Origin of the sequence: Bradyrhizobium sp. HKCCYLS3077 (assembly GCF_051167555.1) — a bacterium.
Classification (GTDB): domain Bacteria; phylum Pseudomonadota; class Alphaproteobacteria; order Rhizobiales; family Xanthobacteraceae; genus Bradyrhizobium.
Genome location: NZ_JBNPTH010000002.1, coordinates 519,202 through 534,544, shown reverse-complemented (window position 1 = coordinate 534,544; position 15,343 = coordinate 519,202). Strand labels below are relative to the sequence as shown.

Annotated in this window: 13 protein-coding genes; 9 read left to right on the top strand and 4 right to left on the bottom strand. The window is 64.6% G+C overall.

Features of this window, described 5'->3' with window-relative positions:
• Window positions 1–3: 3 nt before the first annotated feature.
• Entirely contained in the window at window positions 4–345 is a 342-nt protein-coding gene (locus tag ACQR0Z_RS08435; RefSeq protein WP_434861489.1) for a c-type cytochrome, read from the top strand.
• Entirely contained in the window at window positions 345–1,280 is a 936-nt protein-coding gene (locus ACQR0Z_RS08430) for a substrate-binding periplasmic protein (RefSeq protein WP_434918716.1), read from the top strand. Before ACQR0Z_RS08435 ends, ACQR0Z_RS08430 begins: the two co-directional genes overlap by 1 nt.
• A 12-nt stretch (window positions 1,281–1,292) precedes the next feature.
• Here the strand turns inward: ACQR0Z_RS08430 and ACQR0Z_RS08425 are convergent, their stop codons facing one another.
• Window positions 1,293–2,246, bottom strand: coding sequence for a helix-turn-helix domain-containing protein (locus ACQR0Z_RS08425; protein ID WP_434861487.1), 954 nt, complete (start codon window positions 2,244–2,246; stop codon window positions 1,293–1,295).
• Window positions 2,247–2,654: 408 nt separating this feature from the next.
• On the opposite strand from ACQR0Z_RS08425, the gene xoxF5 reads away from it, so the two are divergent.
• The 6 genes from xoxF5 (at window position 2,655) to ACQR0Z_RS08395 (ending at window position 9,984) form a co-directional block, all read left to right on the top strand.
• Window positions 2,655–4,460, top strand: coding sequence for a lanthanide-dependent methanol dehydrogenase XoxF5 (xoxF5, locus tag ACQR0Z_RS08420; RefSeq protein ID WP_434918322.1), 1,806 nt, complete (start codon window positions 2,655–2,657; stop codon window positions 4,458–4,460).
• Between the two features lie 132 nt (window positions 4,461–4,592).
• Window positions 4,593–5,072 carry a c-type cytochrome, methanol metabolism-related gene (locus ACQR0Z_RS08415; protein ID WP_434861451.1) on the top strand — a complete coding sequence of 160 codons (480 nt, stop codon included), beginning with the start codon at window positions 4,593–4,595 and terminating at the stop codon, window positions 5,070–5,072.
• 63 nt (window positions 5,073–5,135) lie between these two features.
• Window positions 5,136–6,245, top strand: coding sequence for an S-(hydroxymethyl)glutathione dehydrogenase/class III alcohol dehydrogenase (locus ACQR0Z_RS08410; RefSeq protein WP_434861450.1), 1,110 nt, complete (start codon window positions 5,136–5,138; stop codon window positions 6,243–6,245).
• A 33-nt stretch (window positions 6,246–6,278) separates the two neighbouring features.
• A complete protein-coding gene (gene gfa, locus ACQR0Z_RS08405; RefSeq protein WP_434861449.1) occupies window positions 6,279–6,842 on the top strand; it encodes an S-(hydroxymethyl)glutathione synthase in 564 nt (187 codons plus the stop codon).
• Window positions 6,843–7,198: 356 nt separating this feature from the next.
• Window positions 7,199–7,651 carry a (2Fe-2S)-binding protein gene (locus tag ACQR0Z_RS08400; RefSeq protein WP_434918321.1) on the top strand — a complete coding sequence of 151 codons (453 nt, stop codon included), beginning with the start codon at window positions 7,199–7,201 and terminating at the stop codon, window positions 7,649–7,651.
• 2 nt (window positions 7,652–7,653) lie between these two features.
• On the top strand, window positions 7,654–9,984 hold the full coding sequence (locus tag ACQR0Z_RS08395) for a molybdopterin cofactor-binding domain-containing protein (protein WP_434918320.1): 2,331 nt from the start codon (window positions 7,654–7,656) through the stop codon (window positions 9,982–9,984).
• A gap of 71 nt (window positions 9,985–10,055) precedes the next feature.
• Here ACQR0Z_RS08395 and ACQR0Z_RS08390 read toward each other — a convergent pair whose 3' ends face one another.
• A complete protein-coding gene (locus tag ACQR0Z_RS08390) occupies window positions 10,056–10,424 on the bottom strand; it encodes a transposase (protein WP_434918319.1) in 369 nt (122 codons plus the stop codon).
• A gap of 307 nt (window positions 10,425–10,731) precedes the next feature.
• On the opposite strand from ACQR0Z_RS08390, the gene ACQR0Z_RS08385 reads away from it, so the two are divergent.
• On the top strand, window positions 10,732–11,670 hold the full coding sequence (locus ACQR0Z_RS08385) for an acetamidase/formamidase family protein (RefSeq protein WP_434918318.1): 939 nt from the start codon (window positions 10,732–10,734) through the stop codon (window positions 11,668–11,670).
• 8 nt (window positions 11,671–11,678) lie between these two features.
• On the opposite strand, the gene ccoG is transcribed toward ACQR0Z_RS08385, so the two are convergent.
• Together ccoG and ACQR0Z_RS08375 are read right to left on the bottom strand one after the other, a co-directional pair.
• Window positions 11,679–13,172, bottom strand: coding sequence for a cytochrome c oxidase accessory protein CcoG (ccoG, locus tag ACQR0Z_RS08380; RefSeq protein ID WP_434918317.1), 1,494 nt, complete (start codon window positions 13,170–13,172; stop codon window positions 11,679–11,681).
• 460 nt (window positions 13,173–13,632) lie between these two features.
• A complete protein-coding gene (locus ACQR0Z_RS08375) occupies window positions 13,633–14,427 on the bottom strand; it encodes a fumarylacetoacetate hydrolase family protein (RefSeq protein ID WP_434918316.1) in 795 nt (264 codons plus the stop codon).
• Between the last annotated feature and the right edge of the window lie 916 nt (window positions 14,428–15,343).

Below are 15,343 nucleotides of genomic sequence, written 5' to 3'. Positions count from 1 at the left end.
CAGATGTTCCTGAAAACGGCGGCGACCATCGCCGCCGTCGTCGCGATCTCGGCCGCGCTTTCGGCGGCCGCCTTCGCGCAACAACAAGACGGCACCGCGGCCCACAGCGCGATCGACCTCGGCAAGACCACCTTCGCCCAGAAGTGCTCGCACTGCCATGGCCCGAACATGGTGAATTCCGGCACGGTCACGCCGGACCTGCGCCGTTTTCCCGACGATCAACCGCGCTTCGTCACCACGGTGAAACAGGGCAAGAATGGCCGCATGCCGCCCTGGGGCGACATTCTCAGCGATGACGAGATCACGGCGCTCTGGGCCTATGTCTCGAGCCGGAGAACGCAATGATGCGCCGTCTGATTCATTACGCAGCGGCATTCCTGATGTTGTCGGCATCATCAGCGGTTCAGGCCGCTGACGATGTGCTGCGCATCTGCCTCGACGAGAACCTCCCGCCGCTGTCGGTCCATCATCGTGGCAAGCCCGGGAGCGGGTTTGACGTGCTGCTGGGTCAGGCGATCGCGGACCGGCTCGGCAGGAAACTCGAGATCCAATGGTATGAGAGCAAGCTGGACGAGGATTCCTCGCCGGCATTGGAGGCGAACGCGCTGCTGTCCGATGGCCGCTGCTCGCTGCTCGGGAGCTACGCCTTCACCCAGGACGGGCTGGTCGCACCCGGCGTCAAGACCGCCAAACTGCCCGACTATGACGGCGCGACGCGCGACGACCGGCGGCGGCGCATTGCGCTCGGCATGCTGACGCCGAGCAAGCCCTATCTGTTCTCGACTCTGACGGTCGTTATCGGCCCTTCCGCAAAACAGCGCCGGATCACGGACATCGGCGATCTCGCCGGACTGAAGCTCGCGATCGAGAGCGGCACGCTGGCCGACGCGATCCTGATGACGTTCGACAAGGGCCGCCTGATCGACGACATCACGCACTTGATCCCGACGCGGGATGATCTCCTGGGCGCGCTCGAGCAGGGCAAGTTCGAGGCGACACTGCTCGACGGCAGACGCTTCGATGCCTATCGGGCAGCCCATCCGGACAGCAAGCTCGTGGCCTCCGGCTACAGCTATCCGATCGGCGCCAACCGGGGCTATGTCGCTTTGTCCAGCGCGACAGAGCTGCTCGCTTCGGTCAACAAGATCCTCGCGGAGCTCGAGTCGTCCGGCGATCTCGCCAGGTTCGCCGCGACAGCCGGCCTGACCTATCTGCCGCCGCGCGAGCCGATCATCCTCGGCGATGCATTCCAGAAGATCATCCGGAGCGGCGCGCGCTAGCGCCGCTTCCATTTAGTCAGCGCGGGCTGCCGTCTTGTGAACCGACGACGGCACGACGCCGAAATACTTCCGGAACACGCGGCTGAAGTGCGACGAGCTCGAAAAGCCCCACGAGAACGCGACGTCAGTAATCGTCTTGCCGCTCTGCGTCTCCAACTCCTGACGGCAATGCTGCAACCGTGCGCGCCAGATGTAGTCGCTGACGGTCATGCCGCGATCGCTGAACACCATGTGAAGGTAACGCTTCGTACAACCTAAGGCTGCCGATATCTGATCGATGCAGAGATCGGGATCGCGCAAGTGCTCCCGGATGAAAGCCTGCGCGCGGATATAGACCGCCTCGGGTCCGGCACGATCGAGCATCCTGTCGGCTTCCCGCAATGGCAACAGCAACAGATCGATCAGCGACTCGGCAACGCTTGCTGCCGAGTTCGCCGACAGCCGCGTCGCCTCGTCGAATGCCGCATGCGTCACATCGTGCGCGATCCGCCCGGTTCCACTCCGTGCCGAGAGCTTGTAGGCCGGCATCTTCTCGGCGCGGAAGCCGCGTTCCTGCAACAATTCCTTCGGCACGATCACCACGTCATGGCGCGTGAGCGCTGGGCTGATGATGGTGTGCGGCGATGACACGTCATAGGCCAGGCAATCCCCCGGGCCGATCTCGATCTGCCGTCCATCCTGCTCGAAATAGGACGTTCCGTAGGTCTGGAACAGGATCTTGATATAGGGATGCGCCACCTTCTGCGCCCGCGCATAGGTGTGGGCGATGCGATGCTGGCTCGCCTCGATCTGGCAGAGCTTCAGGCGAGACACGGTCGTGAAATTGATCCGCCCCTCGAAAGACGCGCCCTCCAGCGGGTCGACATCGAAACGTCCGCAGAGATCAGTCAGTGCATCTGACCAACGTTGGATCTGGCTCTTCGGCGAGAACCCTGACGTACTAAGCGAACGGATCGTATCGGACATCTTCATCCACCGATTCATGATCGAAGCGCAACGGGTCCGCCGCAGGACGGCGGACGAGAGTTCAGCCAAAATGCTCCCATTTTAAGGCCGCCCAGAGTCGTCGCGGCGCACGAGTTCCACATTCTTCCCCGTTTGATCCTCCGCCTTCGCCCCTATCACGTCAAGGGAAACATCAACCTTCGGTGGAACCGGCACGCTGCAAATTGATGCTGCGCAGCAAGAACGCGTCTCATGTTGCGGACCAGCAAAGCAAAATCTCCTCCAAAAACTTCTCATCGCTTCACTCTTGAGCAAGCGCTTTTCTCTTTTGGGCAAGTTTCCCGTTTGGGAAGTGGATAATCAATGATGCCGAAAACGAATACTGGGCCGCGTGCTGCGGAACCTCAGTTGAACCCGGGAGGAAAGACGATGCGAAGAGTTCTGCTCGCAACATGTCTGACGTCAGTCGCGGCACTTGCCGCGGGTGGCGCATTTGCCAGCGAAGAGCTGGTCAAGATGTCGGCCAACCCGAAGGACTGGGTGATGCCGGCCGGCGACTACGCCAACACGCGCTACTCCAAGCTCAACCAGATCAACGCCCAGAACGTCGGCAAACTGCAGGTCGCGTGGACCTTCTCCACCGGCGTGCTGCGCGGCCACGAAGGCGGGCCGCTGATCGTCGGCAACATGATGTATGTGCATACGCCGTTCCCGAACAAGGTGTACGCGATCAATCTGGCCGACGACAACAAGATCGTCTGGAAATACGAACCCAAGCAGGATCCGAACGTCATTCCGGTGATGTGCTGCGACACGGTCAATCGCGGTGTCGCCTATGGCGACGGCAAGATCTTCCTGCACCAGGCCGACGACAAGCTGGTGGCGATCGACGCCAAGTCCGGCCAGCAGGTCTGGACCGCCGTCAACGGAGATCCGAGCAAGGGCCAGACCGGCACCTCCGCTCCGCTGGTCGTGAAGGACAAGGTCCTGGTCGGCACATCGGGCGGCGAGTTCGGCGTCCAGTGCAGCATGACCGCCTACGACATCAAGAGCGGCAAGCAGGTCTGGAAGGCCTATTCGGAAGGGCCGGACGATCAGATCCTGTTCGACGCCAACACCACCGCGCTCGGCAAGCCGGTCGGCAAGGATTCGAGCCTGAAGACCTGGCAGGGCGACCAGTGGAAGACCGGCGGCGGCTGCACCTGGGGCTGGATCTCCTACGATCCGCAGCTCGACATGGTCTATTACGGCTCGGGCAACCCCTCGACCTGGAATCCGAAGCAGCGTCCCGGCGACAACAAGTGGTCGATGACGATCTTCGCGCGCGCTGCCGACACCGGCGTCGCGAAGTGGGTCTATCAGATGACGCCTCACGACGAGTGGGACTATGACGGCGTCAACGAGATGATCCTGTCGGACCAGGCGATCAACGGCCAGCCGCGCAAGTTGCTGACGCATTTCGATCGTAACGGCCTCGCCTATACGCTCGATCGCGCCAATGGAGAGCTGCTCGTCGCCGAGAAGTTCGATCCGAAGGTGAATTGGACCACCGGCGTCGACATGGACAAGAACTCGGCGACCTATGGCCGTCCGAAGGTTGTCGACCAGTACTCGACCGACAAGCAGGGCGAGGACGTCAATACCAAGGGCATCTGCCCGGCCGCGCTCGGCACCAAGGACGAACAGCCGGCCGCCTACTCGCCGGACACGCAGCTGTTCTACGTGCCGACCAACCACGTCTGCATGGACTACGAGCCCTTCAAGGTGAGCTACACCGCAGGTCAGCCCTATGTCGGCGCGACGCTGTCGATGTATCCGCCGGCGGGTGAGACCCATATGGGCAACTTCATCGCCTGGGACGGCAAGACCGGCAAGATCGCCTGGTCGAACAAGGAGCCGTTCTCGGTGTGGTCGGGTGCGCTCGCGACCGCTGGTGGCGTGGTGTTCTACGGCACGCTCGAAGGCTACCTCAAGGCTGTCGATGCCAAGACGGGCAAGGAGCTGTACAAGTTCAAGACCCCATCCGGCATCATCGGCAACGTCACGACCTACGAGAACGGCGGCAAGCAGTATGTCGCAGTGCTCTCGGGTGTCGGTGGCTGGGCCGGCATCGGCCTCGCGGCCGGCCTGACCGATCCGACCGCCGGTCTCGGCGCCGTCGGCGGCTATGCGGCCCTGAGCAACTACACCGCGCTCGGCGGCACGCTCACCGTGTTCTCGCTGCCGCAGCAGTGAGCTAGCCCCTCTGCCTCCGGCGCATGGATCTCTCCATGCGCCGGTTCGCCTGCCCCAGAAAATTAAGGGAAAACGCCCTTGCGTAAGATCTGCTTTGCGGTGGTCACGGCCGTAGGCCTGGCAGCCGGCGGGATGACTGTTGCCGAAAACGCCTGGGCTGAAGGCCCTGGAGATCCGACGGCCGTCAAGTCCGAAGACGGGAAGTATCTCGATAAGGAAGGCAACCCAACCTACAAGGTGGGCGCCGACGGCACGGTCGACTGGTACACCTATTCCGGCTACCGCCGCTATCACTCCGAATGCCATGTCTGCCATGGCCCGGACGGCATGGGGTCGACCTATGCGCCCGCGTTGAAGGACTCGGTCAAGAACATGAGCTATGGCGACTTCCTCGGCGTCGTCGCCAGCGGCCGCAAGAACATCAGCACGGCGCAGGAGAACGTCATGCCGGCCTTCGGCGACAATCCGAATGTGGCCTGCTACATGGACGATCTGTATATCTATCTCCGCGCCCGCTCGACCGATGCCGTGGGGCGCGTTCGCCCGGCCAAGCATGAGGGTAAGCCGCCAGCCTATACGGAAGCGGAGAACTCCTGCATGGGCAAGAAATGACTGACGAAGGCCGCGCCCTGGGCAGGACCGCGGCCTCGAGAGAATGAAACAGGAGTTTGAGACATGAAGACGCGCGCCGCGGTCGCTTTCGAAGCCAAGAAACCGCTGGAGATCGTCGAGGTCGACCTCGAAGGGCCGAAGGCCGGCGAGGTGCTGGTCGAGATCAAGGCCACCGGCATCTGCCACACCGATGCCTATACGCTCGACGGCTTCGACAGCGAAGGCATCTTCCCTTCGATCCTCGGCCATGAGGGCGCCGGCATCGTGCGTGAGGTCGGGCCTGGCGTCACCTCGGTCAAGCCCGGCGACCACGTCATTCCGCTGTACACACCGGAATGCCGCCAGTGCAAGAGCTGCCTCAGCCGCAAGACCAATCTCTGCACCGCGATCAGAGCCACGCAAGGCAAGGGCCTGATGCCCGACGGCACCTCGCGCTTCAGCTACAAGGGCCAGACCATCTACCACTATATGGGCTGCTCGACGTTCTCCAACCACACCGTGTTGCCCGAGATCGCGGTCGCCAAGATCCGCGAGGACGCCCCCTTCGACAAGAGCTGCTACATCGGCTGCGGCGTCACCACCGGCGTCGGCGCCGTTGTCAACACGGCGAAGGTCGAGCCCGGCGCGAATGTCGTCATCTTCGGCCTCGGCGGCATCGGCCTGAACGTCATCCAGGGCGCGAAGATGGCCGGTGCCGACAAGATCATCGGCGTCGACATCAACGACAGCAAGGAGGAATGGGGCCGCCGCTTCGGCATGACCCATTTCGTCAACCCGAAGAAGGTCACCGGCGACATCGTCCAGCATCTCGTCGCGCTCACCGACGGCGGCGCCGACTACACCTTCGACTGCACCGGCAACACCACGGTGATGCGCCAGGCGCTCGAAGCCTGCCATCGCGGCTGGGGCGAATCGATCATCATCGGCGTCGCCGAGGCCGGCAAGGAGATCGCGACCCGTCCGTTCCAGCTCGTCACCGGGCGCGTCTGGAAGGGCACCGCGTTCGGCGGCGCGCGCGGGCGCACCGACGTCCCCAAGATCGTCGACTGGTACATGAACGGGAAGATCGAAATCGACCCGATGATCACCCACACGCTGACGCTCGAAGAGATCAACAAGGGCTTCGACCTGATGCATGAGGGCAAATCGATCCGTTCCGTCGTCGTGTTCTGACCCGAGCCACGCAAAACTGAGGAGGATTGCGCCATGACTGTCCACATTCACCCGTCCGTTGATAACGGCGTCAAACAGGGAAGCGGCCATTTCGCGGGCGGCACCCTGGTCTGCAAGTGCCACGACCGGCCGGTGAAGGTCGGCATTCAGGGCGATGTCGCGCACAACCACGCGTGCGGCTGCACCAAGTGCTGGAAGCCGTCGGGCGCAACCTTCTCGGTCGTGGCGGTGGTGCCGCGGCAGAACGTGACCGTGCTGGAGAATGGCGACAAGCTGAAGATCGTCGATCCCTCGGCGGTCATCCAGCGCTACGCCTGCACCGGCTGCGGAACGCACATGTACGGTCGGATCGAGAATACGGGCCATCCGTTCTACGGCCTCGACTTCATCCATCCCGAGCTGTTCCAGGAACAGGGCTCGGCGGCTCCGGGATTTGCTGCCTTCGTCTCCTCGGTGATCGAGTCGGGCGTGAAGCCGGAGCAGATGGGCGAGATCAGGGCGCGGCTGAAGGAACTGGGGCTCGAGCCTTATGACTGCCTGTCGCCGGCGCTGATGGATGCGATTGCCACCCACGTGGCGAAAGCAAAGGCGGCCTGACGGCCGCGCAGTACCAAGCGTAACAACTGAAGCGTTCCTTCCTGAAGACTTGGTGCCTCGCCTGCCCCACGCTGGCGAGGCATTCTTTTTGGCCGCGGCATCCGCCTCGCGACCACGATCATCCGCGCATCGTGCGATGTTCCGCGTTCGCATCGCAGCGGGCTGCGCACGCAGCGCACGCGCGTCCTGACAACACACGCGCCTGTGTAGACCGATGCTGTTCGCGGTCTGCTATCATGAGTCGCTTTCCGACAACTCTCAATCGATCCGGCGCGTGCACCAGGGACATATGGTTCCGCGCGCGTCCACCAACGATCAGAACCAGCGACCATTGGTCCGACAAAGCGAGGGCGAACATGATCAAGGTGAAAATCAACGGGCAGGAGCAGAGCTGGGATGGCGATCCGAGCCTGTCTCTGTTGTGGTATCTGCGCGATGAGCTGGGGCTCACCGGCTCGAAATATGGCTGTGGCCAGGCGCTGTGCGGCGCCTGCACCGTGATGGTCGACAAGGAGGCCGCGCGTTCCTGCATCACAGCCATTTCCGATGTCGCAGGCCGCGAGGTCACCACCATCGAGGGCCTGCATCCGACCGGCGACCACCCGGTGCAGAAGGCGTGGCGGCAGGTCAATGTGCCGCAATGCGGCTTCTGCCAGGCCGGACAGATCATGCAGGCGGCGGCGCTGCTCAACCAGAATCCGAAGCCCTCGCACGACCAGATCCGGGACGCGATGTCCGGCAACATCTGCCGCTGCGGCTGCTATCAGCGCATCGAGAATGCGGTCCATCTAGCCTCGACAGGGGTGTGATCATGAACATCATCGCAAATCCCAAGACGGCGACCACCTCGCGCCGCGGCTTCGAGCAGCATCTCAAGGTCGAGAACGTCTCGCGGCGCGCCATCCTGCAGACGCTGGGCCTCGCCGGCGGCTTCGTCCTCGCAGCGCCGCTGCTGTCGCGTCCCGCTTTCGCCGCGTATGAAACTGGTGCCGGCAAGATGCCGCATGGCACGGTGGTCGATCCCAAGATCTTCGTATCGATCGCGCCTGACGGCATCGTCTCCGTCCTCGCGCATCGCTCCGAGATGGGCACCGGCGTCCGCACCAGCCTCCCGCTGATCGTGGCGGAAGAGATGGAAGCCGACTGGTCGAAGGTCCGCGTCGTGCAGGCGCCCGGCGACGAGGTGAAGTTCGGCAACCAGGACACCGACGGCTCGCGCAGCACGCGGCACTATCTGCTGCCCATGCGCCAGATCGGCGCGATGGCGCGCGCGATGCTGGAAGCTGCTGCCGCCAAAAAGCTCGGGGTGCCCGCCGGCGAAGTGAAAGCGGTCAACCACGAGGTCGTGCACAGCGCCAGCGGCAAGCGCCTCGGCTTCGGCGAGCTCGCGGCCGACGCCGCCAATCAGCCGGTGCCCGCGGTCGACACCATCGAGCTGAAGTCGCCGAAGGATTTCCGCTATCTCGGCAAGGGCCAGGTCAGCATCGTCGACCTGCATGACATCACCATCGGCAAGGCGCATTACGGCGCCGATGTCCGCCTGCCCGGCATGAAGTATGCCGTCATCGCGCGCCCACCCGTGACGGGCGGCAAGGTGAAGTCGTTCGATCCCGCTGAGGCGCTGAAGGTGTCCGGCGTCGAGAAGGTGCTCGAAGTCAAGGGCTGGCCGTGGCCGTCGAAGTTCCAGCCGCTCGGCGGCGTCGCCGTGATCGCGCGCAACACGGGTGCCGCGATCAAGGGCCGTGATGCCCTGAAGGTCGAATGGGACGATGGCCCCAATGCGGCTTACGACTCCGTCGCCTATCGCGCCGAGCTCGAAGCCGCCGCACGCCAGCCCGGCCTCGTCGTGCGCCAGGAAGGTGATGCCGAAGCGGCGCTGAAGTCGGCCGACAAGGTGATCACCGGCGAGTACTATTTGCCGCATTTCGCCCACGCCAGCATGGAGCCGCCGGTCGCGGTGGCCGACGTCAAGGGCGACAAGGCGGAGATCTGGGCGCCGGTGCAGAGCCCCGGCGGCACCCGCGAGGATGTCGCCAAGACCTTGCAGATCCCGATCGAGAACGTGACCGTCAACGTCACGCTGCTCGGCGGCGGTTTTGGCCGCAAATCGAAGTGCGACTTCGCGCTCGAAGCCGCCCTGCTCTCCAAGGACCTGGGCGCGCCGGTGAAGGTGCAGTGGACGCGTGACGACGACATCCAGCACGACTTCCTGCACACCGTCTCGGTTGAGCGCATCGAGGCCGGCCTCGACAAGAGCGGCAAGGTGGTCGCCTGGCGTCACCGCAGCGTCGCGCCGACCATCCTCTCCACCTTCGCGGCCGGCGCCGATCATGCGGCGCCGTTCGAGCTCGGCATGGGCCTCGTCGACATGCCGTTCGAGATCGCCAACATCCAGTGCGAGAACCCCGCCGCCAAGGCGATGACCCGCATCGGCTGGTTCCGCTCGGTCTCGAACATTCCGCGCGCCTTCGCCGTGCAGTCGATGGTCGGCGAGATCGCCGCCGCCACCGGCCGCGACCAGAAGGAGATGCTGCTCGAGCTGATCGGCAGTCCGCGCGTCGTCAAGCTCGCCTCGGTGAAGGATCTCTGGAACTACGGCGAGCCCTATGAGAGCTACCCGATCGACACCGGGCGGCTGCGCCGCGTCGTCGAGTTCGTCGCCGAGAAGGGCAATTGGGGCCGCAGCGTTCCCAAGGGCCACGGCCTCGGCATCGCCGCGCATCGCAGCTTCGTCAGCTACATCGCAACCATCGTGGAGGTGTCGGTCGACGACAAGGGCAAGCTGACGGTGCACCAGGTCGACAGCGCCATCGACTGCGGCGTGTTCGTCAACCCCGAGCGCATCCAGTCGCAGCTCGAAGGGGCCGCGATCATGGGTCTGAGCCTCGCCAAATATGGCGAGGTCAGCTTCAAGAACGGCCGGGTGCAGCAGCACAACTTCGACGACCACCAGGTGGTTCGGATCGACGAGGCGCCGCTGGTGACCAACGTGCACATCGTGCCCGTCGATGCCGACACGCCGCCGAGCGGCGTCGGCGAGCCGGGCGTGCCGCCGTTCGCGCCGGCGCTCGCCAACGCGATCTTTGCCGCCACCGGAAAGCGCCTGCGCGCGTTGCCGATCGGCAATCAGCTCGCGATCTGAGCGCGGCCATCCGACGACGTCATTGGCCGGAGCGATCCGGCCGATGATCGTTTCAGCAGAGTCATGATGAGCTAGCGCCCGTAGCGCACCGAGGCATAGCGGCCGATTACGGCGCCACGTGCCTGTCCCGGCGCACCGGCCACGCCGTGGGGCGTGCTGCCGCAATCCTGGCGCAGCGGCGCCGGAGCGGCTTTGGGGGTGGTGGTCGGCTGACCTTCGACGAGCTTGGTCACCAGCGAGCGCAGCCGCTGGTTCTCGATCTCCAGCTCCTTCAGATGACGCAGGGCAGGACTGGTGAGGCCGCCATAGCGCTGGCGCCAGCGATAAAACGTGCGCAGCGACACACCGGCCGTGCTGCAAATTTCGGCAATCGGAACACCCGACTCCGCCTCGCAAAGCAAAACCAAAATCTCGTGCTCGGTGTGCAGGGAACGTCGCATGATCACAGACCCCTACGCGGCCAACAGGTCTATTCTCGCATGAATTCCATGGGCTTGGTAGTACCCCTGCGCATGGCCCTCGTGACCGCGCGCCGCAGATGCGCACTGCGGCGTTGCTCGATCGCGACGATGCTGGATCGTCCGGGCTCGCCGGCCTCCCGTCGCCGATTGGCAAAATTGACATCAGCGGAGGACGCCGCGCCGATCTGCCGGGACCCTGAGCAAGGCTGACCAGTTTTTGGCATTGCCGCCTGTCGCATCCTGCCTTGTTATCAGTGCCGAGACCCGAGCCCGACGGAGACAGCCCATGTCCAAACGCCACGAAATTCCCGCGACGCATGAGAGCATGGTGTGGGGCTATCTCGACAGCACGACACCGCCGGTACTCGAAGTCGCCTCCGGCGACACGGTCACGCTGCACTCGTTCCCGGCCGGCGGCAAGGAGACCCTGCCGGAGGACCGCAGCATCGTTCCGCCCGCCTATCTCACCGCGCTGGACACCATGGTCCAGGGTCCGGGACCGCATTTCATCACCGGCCCCGTTTATGTGAAGGGCGCGCAGCCGGGCGATACACTCCAGGTCGACATCCTCAGTTGCAAGGTCAGCCAGGACTGGGGTTTTGTCTCGATCCTGCCTTTGCTCGGCACCCTGCCCGAGGAGTTCACCGACTACGAGACGATCCACCCGAAGGTCGATCACGAGCGCCAGGTCTGCATCATGCCGTGGGGCACCGAGATCGCGCTCGATCCGTTCTTCGGCATCATCGCGACCGCGCCGCCGCCGGCATGGGGACGGTGCGGCTCGCCGGTGCCGCGCAGTTTCGGCGGCAACATGGACAACAAGGAGCTGCGGCCCGGCACCACGCTGTATCTGCCCGTGTTCAACGAGGGCGCGCTGTTCTTCGCCGGGGACGGCCATGGCGTGCAGGGCGACGGCGAGGTCTGCATCACCGCGCTGGAGACCGGCGTCAGCGGCACCTTCCGCCTGACCGTGCGCAAGGACATGGACATCACCTGGCCGTTCGCCGAGAACGCCACGCACCTGATGTCGATCGGCCTCGACGAGGATCTCGACGACGCCGCCAAGCAGGCGACCCGCGAGATGGTCAAGCATGTCTGCGCCCGCACCAACCTGTCGCGCAACCAGGCCTACATGCTGTGCTCGCTGGCCGGCAATCTGCGCGTCACCCAGATGGTGGACGGCAACAAGGGCATCCACATGCTGCTGCCGAAGGCTTATCTGTAGTCCCTCCTCTACCGGTTGACGAAGCGGTCGTGCGCGGTCAGGACCACCTGGCTACCGGCATCGACCGCCTGGAAGGTGATGTCCGCATCCTCCGGCTCGGGCATGGTCAGCGTCACGCGCAGCGTCTCGGAGCCATCCGGCTCGACCTCGATTGCATCCGCCGTGGCATGGCCGACGATCGCGAGCGCCGCATCGGCGCCGCTGATCGCGAGCTTGAACGTCTGCACGGCCGAGGACTTGTTGAGCAGCTTCACCGTATAGGCATTGCGCACCGAGCCGTCCGACAGCCGCACCGACATCGGATCGCGATCGTGCTGCACCGACAGCACGGCGGTGGTCTTGGTCACGAATGACACCGCGATCACCCCGGCCAGCGCCACGCAGGCGAGCGCGAGCCCGATCGTCTTCGGCCGCAGCAGCCGCGACACGCGCGGCTCGCCCACACGGCCACGCTCGATGTTCTCCCAGCTCTCGTAGTCGATCAGCCCGCGCGGACGATCGAGCTTGGCCATCACGCCGTCGCAGGCATCGACGCAGAGGCCGCAATTGATGCAGGCGAAGTTCGGCCCTTGGCGGATGTCGATGCCGATCGGGCACACCGCAACGCAGGCGCCGCAATCGACGCAGTCGCCGGCCGGCTCGCCCAGCGCACGCGCCTCGGCCGCCTTCTTCGCCGACATCCGGATCTCGCCGCGATAGTCGCGGTAGTTCACGGTGAAGGCTTGGGGATCCCAGATCGCGCCTTGCAGGCGCGGCCACGGGCACATGAAGGTGCAGACCTGCTCGCGGGCGAAGCCGGCGAGGCCATAGGTCGTGCCGGCAAACACCAGCGTCCAGGTCAATGCGGTCGCCGACATCTCGCCATGGACGAGATCGCGCAGCAGCTCCGGCGCATCGGTGAAGTAGAAGATCAGCGTGCCGCCGGTGAGAAGCGCGATCATCATCCACAGCGCATGCTTGGTCGCGATCTGTGCGACGCGCTTTGCCGTCAACGGCGCGCCGATGTTCTTGAGCCGCTGCCGGCGGTCGCCTTCGACGAGGCGCTCGACCAGCAGGAACAGATCGGTCCACACCGTCTGCGGACAGGCGAAGCCGCACCAGAGACGGCCGGCCAGCGCGTTGACCAGGACGAGGATGAACGTCGCCAGCAGCATCGCCGCGGTGATCAGATAGAGGTCCTGCGGCCAGATCTCGGCCGGGCCGAGATAGAGTTTGCCATGGGCGAAATCGAGCAGCACCGCCTGGTCCGGGGCGTTGGCGCCGCGATTCCAGCGGATGAAGGGGGTGACGTAGTAGACCGACAGGGTGAGCATCAGGATCAGCCATTTGAGCCGGCGGATCGGGCCCTTGACCCCTTGGGGAACCACAGGCCCGCCGAGTTGGCGCGGCGATCGGGCCGGCTTGCGCGCGGGCGCCTTGGCTTGAGCCGGAGATGGGCTTGGGCCCTGCCCCTGCGCCATGCGGCGCGTCCTGGCGTGATCGATCTCGATGATGATGGCCACGTCTGCCCTCGTTCGCTTGCCTGTTGCGGGCGACGATAGGCGGCGGCGCGAGCTGGCTCTTTGTCGGCCCACAAACTTGCGAACGGGTGGCAGTGGTTGTTTGCGCGGGAACAACGATGGCGGGCCGTCGGCGGGTGATGACGGGCGCGGCACCGCGAGTGCCATGGCGGCAGGTGCGGCATCCGGAGGGATGATTGCGACTGTCGCCCTTTGGGATAACAGCCCACGCGGCGACGCTCGCTCCCAACCTCTCCCCGCGTGCGGGGAGAGGTTGATTGCATCGCCAGATGCAATCCGGGTGAGGGGGGCTCTCCGCACGGTCGGTGGGTGTGGCTGCCCCTCACCCCAACCCTCTCCCCGTGAAGGACGGGGAGAGGGAGCGCACCATCGTCGCGGCGACCAGCTTCATCTGATTTGACAGGAGAGACGCTTGGCAGATTGACCTCGTATCCTCCTCGTCTCAAACGATCTTGATCGACATGTCCGGCAGGCCCTCGAGCTTGCACAACAGCACGTCGCCCTTCACCACCGGGCCGACATTTTCCGGCGTGCCGGAATAGATGATATCGCCGGCCTTGAGCTCGAACGCCTCGGAGAGTTTTGCGATCTGCTCCGCCACGCTCCAGATCATCTTGGTGAGATCGGAATTCTGCCGGACCGTCCCGTTGACCGCGAGCGAGATCGCGCCCTTGGTGAAGTGGCCGACCTTCGAAACCGGATGGATCGGGCCGATGACGGCGGCATGATCGAAACTCTTGCCGATCTCCCACGGCTTCTTCTCGGCGGCCATGCCGTTCTGCAGGTCACGCCGGGTCATGTCCAGGCCGAGCGCGTAGCCGTAGACGTGATCGAGCGCCTTATCGACCGGGATGTTAGTGCCTCCCGATTTCAGCGCCGCCACCAGTTCGACCTCGTGGTGATAGTTCTTGGTAAGCGACGGATAGGGATGCTCGGCGACTTCGCCGACGGCGACGTTCTGGATGGCGTCGGTCGGCTTCTGGAAGAAGAACGGCGGCTCGCGGTTCGGATCGGAGCCGCGCTCGATCGCATGCGCCGCGTAGTTGCGGCCGATGCAGTAGATGCGGCGCACCGGGAAGACGCCCTGCTCGCCTGCGATCGGAATGGTCGTGGAAGGCACTGAGAAGATCGGCTGCGGACCGGCTTGCGCCGTCGCGGGCCGGGTGTCGGCGATGATCGCGGCCGCCGCGGCGGCGCTGCCGGCGACGAGAAGATCGCGGCGTGAGGTGTCTGCCATGGGTTCCTCCAGGGAGCAGCCGTTACGACCGGCTGATTGTTGGTTCTGACGCGCCGACGCGGCGCTCCCCAACTGATAAGCATATCCATTATGCCAGCGCCACCTCGCGCGCACGCGCCATCGTTCTCGCGGCGCAACACGCGCCCGAAGCGATGCTCGAGACCCTCGCTCGGCAACGCGAGGGCGCAAGGAGGACCGGACCTCGACTGAGGCCCGTGGCCCGCCTGCGGAAAAAAATGCAGGCGGCAGGTACCACAGGTTCAGCCGGACAGACCCGGCCCTCCCTGCGCGATGGGCTTCACGGCTGCTCCGAGCTCTCCCCGGGGACCGGCTTGTTTGCCCCCGTCACCTCGACGACACGTCCTGTCAGGGTTCATGTCATCCAGGCTTGGCGCCAGCATCGGGGCGCCAGGACCACACGGCTTGACCGTCCGCGAACTTGCCAATCGTCCAGCGCATCAGCGCCTGACAGGCCCGCGGCCACCGCTCCCCGCCTCAACGTATCGTGACGACGCGTACGCCCCTCAGCATGAGGACGGGATGGCAGGAGTAGAGCATGATTTCGGAAATTTAGCAAGAATTTTTGTCGTACCCAGGGCAGACATGTTCGCTTCGGTCCGATCCCTGTCGTCCTGCACGCCCCCCCAAACCCTCACCCTGAGGAGCCCGCCCTGCGGCGGGCGTCTGGAAGGGCGAGGCCTCGGTCGAGCCTCATGGTTCGAGACGCGCCGCGAACGACGACCTTGATTCGCAATTGGCTTGATTGGCGCGGCGCTCCTCACCATGAGGGTCTGGCACCGAGGTCGGCGCTGCACATTGATCATAAACACGTCGACGGGCGTGTTCATGGAGAGGGTACAGTGACCGGTTCTTCTGATCCGCGGGACCTCTCGCCGCGTTCCCTCGTTGATAACAA